The sequence below is a fragment of the Polaribacter sp. genome (assembly GCF_965656025.1).
Classification (GTDB): domain Bacteria; phylum Bacteroidota; class Bacteroidia; order Flavobacteriales; family Flavobacteriaceae; genus Polaribacter.
On the sequence record NZ_CBFHJT010000001.1, the window covers coordinates 18,330 to 20,437 of the forward strand.

General features: G+C 27.7%; 2 protein-coding genes. Both read left to right on the forward strand.

The features are described from left to right. Positions 1 to 1,169, forward strand: a 1,169-nt coding sequence (locus tag ACTG3S_RS00095; RefSeq protein ID WP_439127336.1) for a C1 family peptidase, incomplete at its 5' end; no start/stop codon positions are given. Between the two features lie 6 nt (positions 1,170 to 1,175). Further along, positions 1,176 to 2,108 (forward strand): hypothetical protein (locus ACTG3S_RS00100; RefSeq protein WP_439127337.1); only part of this gene is annotated, 933 nt, incomplete at its 3' end.

The window sequence follows — 2,108 nt, forward strand, 5'->3', positions numbered from 1 at the left end:
CCGCCAAAATAAATCAAAATACATTTTCGCCTTCTTTTGTATACAATCAAATTAAAGTAAATTCTAAATGCCAAGGTGCCTATATAGAAAATGCAATGAAGGTAATGAATAACAACGGTTCTGCAAAACTGAAAGATTTTTCTTACGATTATACAAACTGTGTAAGAACTCCTTCTAGCTACATATTCAGTAAAGCAAAAGACCACAAAATATTAACGTATGAAAGATTAGCAAGATGGAATAATCCTTACAATCTAACCCAAAAAGTAAAAAAAGCAATTTCTAAGAAAAATCCAGTAGTGGTTGGTTTATTTAAATTTAAAAATTTAAAAACAGATTATAATAATGTTTGGATACCTAATAGAGGTACTTCAGGTCACGCAATGGTTGTTGTAGGTTATGATGATAATAAAGCGGGTGGCGCTTTTGAAATTATGAATTCTTGGGGAACTAGATTTGGTAAAAATGGTTTTTTCTGGATAAAATATGCAGATTTTGAAAGACAAATAAAAACAGCTTATGTTTTAGTAGATAAAAATGTTGATAATAAAATTAACAACGACAACATTAATAATAATAATAATAATAACTATTATACCTCTAATACCTTAGGCGGATCTTTAACTCTAAAATTAAGTAACGGATCGAACATGCCAGTTAGTTTGGCAAATGGTGCAACAAGAAATTTTAACATTGTAAAAGCAACAAAAACCACATATAAAGTTGATAAAGCTTACACATCTGGTACACAATTTAGAATTTATTTAAAAAGCAAACAACGTGGTTATGTATATTTAATTGGGTATGGTTCTGCAGACAAATCTGTAAATAAATTATATCCATTTGCTAATTTTAGTGATTTTTTCAATTACACAAATAGTGAAATTGCTTTACCTAATGAAGACTATTTTATAGAGTTCGATAATAAACCTGGTAGAGACATCCTTTGTGTATTGTACAGCAAAGAAAAATTAAATATTAACCAAATTATAAGTAAAGCTAAGTATGGTAGTGGAGATTTTGTGTCAAAAATAAAAAATGCACTATCTTACAAAATGTTTAAAGGATCTTCAGTAAAATTCGATAGAAATGATATTTCTTTTACTGCTACCTCTAAAAATAAATCCGCAAAAGTAGTCCCTATATTTATAGAAATGAATCATCAATAATATATTATGAAACTTAAATTTATTTATCTTTTTTTTATCTTATTTATCACCAAAGCGTATTCTCAAGAATACGTTTACCAACAAGAATTTACAACGCAAGGTACCTGGACTAAAGGCAATAATGATGTTCGTAATCTTTATGTTGCAAATGGTAAATATTATTTTCAACACAAAAAAACAGAGGGTAATAGAGAAATTACTACGAGAACCTTTACCATAGATTTTTCTAGAGATTTTGAAATAGAAACCTCTATCACTAAAATTTCTGGTGTAGATAATTCAGGTATTTCTTTTTTATATGATTATAAAGATGAAGAAAATTATGCTGAATTTGGTTATGCATCTAATGGTTATTATAGAGTAGCTACTGAAAAAAATGACACTTATAATAGCGATAAAAGTTGGACAAAATCTAGCACCGTTAAAACTGGAAATTACAATACCAATAAACTTAAAATAAAAAAAACAGGAAGTAAATTAAACTTTTACATTAACGATACTTATGTGTATTCTAAAACTTTTTCTTCATTTATAGGAAATAGATTAGGAGTAAGATTGTATAAAAACCAAAAAGTTGCCATTGATTATTTTAGAATAAAATACGCAAAAAGTAAAAGCGTAATTTCTACAAATACCAATAGCAAAACCATCCTTTTTGAAGGCTTTAATAACAATAAAAATAGTTGGCCAGAAAATAATGGAAGTGTTGGTATGACAGATGTTGTTAATGGAGATTATTTGGTAGAACACAAATCTAGCACTGGTGGTTGGTCTGCTACAATAGATAAATACATAAACACAAACAGAGATTTTAGAATTACAGCACAAATAAAAAAATTAAGTGGTGTAGATAATAATGGTTTTGGGATAGTTTTTGGTAAAAAAGATTTAGACAATCAAAATCAGTTTTTTATCTCTGCTAATGGTAGTTATATCATA